Source organism: Geminisphaera colitermitum TAV2 (assembly GCF_000171235.2).
GTDB classification, from domain to species: Bacteria; Verrucomicrobiota; Verrucomicrobiia; order Opitutales; family Opitutaceae; genus Geminisphaera; species Geminisphaera colitermitum.
In genome coordinates, this window is record NZ_ABEA03000165.1 from 1 (window position 1) to 1258 (window position 1258).

Below are 1258 nucleotides of genomic sequence, written 5' to 3' on the forward strand. Positions count from 1 at the left end.
AGGGGAGCAGTGAACAGTGAACAGGGAGCAGTAGGGAAGAGGGGCGCGGGTTTAATTGGTCGGTGTAGGGGCTTCGCTTGCGAAGCCCGCAGTGTGTTGCGGGGGCGCTTGGGTTATCGCGGCTCAAACCGGGCTTCGCAAGCGAAGCCCCTACATGGGTTGGATTAGGCTGAGATGTTCATGAAGGCGTCCACCTTGGCGTGGATTTCGTGTTCGCTGCCTGGGACGCTGAGCACGTCACACTCGCTGCCGAGGATGAAGGGATGGGCGGCTTCGCGCATTTTGGCGAGCAGGGTCGCGGCGTAGGTTTCAACCTCGGCGACGGTGAGTTGCGGCGCGTAAAAGCGTTTGGTCGGCAGGTTGCCGAAGAGGACGGTGTCGCGCGGGATGAACGCGGCGTCTTCCCACAGGGTGCGTGAACTGCCGAGGCTGATGATGGAGGCGCCGAGTGTGCCGAAGCGGCGGATCATGCTTTCGGTGAGTTCGCCGCAATCGTGGAATACAAGATCGACTCCGGCGTCGGCGAGCAGGCGGGCAATGCGGCGCATGGGCTCCATCACGTAACGGTCGAAGACAGCGTGGTTGTTTTCCTCAAGCTGATTGGGCGAGAAATAAACGAGGTTGGCCGCGGGTTCGCAGATGATGATGGCGCGCGCGTCGGCCTCGATTTGCGCGCGGAGGTAGCGGTGGATCATGCGTTCGGCGAGGGCCAGGGTTTTTTCGACAATGGCGATCTCGGCTTCGTCGCTGGCGGTGAGTCCGGTGCCGGCGAGAAATACAGGGGTGATGGGGTCGCTGACGAGTTTGGTCATGAACGAGAAGGGACCGATGCACATGCCCATCGCAACGAGGTCGGGGATCGCGGCAACGTGCGTGATGGCGCGACAGGTGGCGGTCATGCGCGGCGTGAGCGGAATGTCTTCGGAGTGTAACTCAGGGATGGATACGCTGTCGTTGAAGTGGTGTTTTTCGATGTCCGCCGCGGGTACGCCGCAGGCGCGCAGGAGGGCGTCTTTTTCGAGCGTCAGGTCCATGAGCGGCATGGCGAGCGGCGTGCGATAGCGGCGCGCGGTTTCGGCCACGACCGCGCCGAGGCGGTCGCCATCAAGGAGAATGGCTTCGTGGTCGGCGTGTTCGTGGAGCACGAGATGCACGCCCATTGGCATGCGCAGTCCGGAGGCGGCGAGGTCGAGATAATATTGGCGGGTCATGGAATGGGTCTGTCTTGAGGGGAAAGGCCGGGGGGGGGGGGGGGGAA

General features: G+C 62.8%; 1 protein-coding gene. It reads right to left on the minus strand.

Translation table 11 applies throughout. From position 1 onward, the window contains the following. Window positions 1-164 precede the first annotated feature (164 nt). The gene (locus OBACDRAFT_RS18645; RefSeq protein WP_043588245.1) at window positions 165-1211 is read right to left on the minus strand and encodes a uroporphyrinogen decarboxylase family protein; all 1047 of its coding nucleotides are present in this window, start codon (window positions 1209-1211) and stop codon (window positions 165-167) included. Between the last annotated feature and the right edge of the window lie 47 nt (window positions 1212-1258).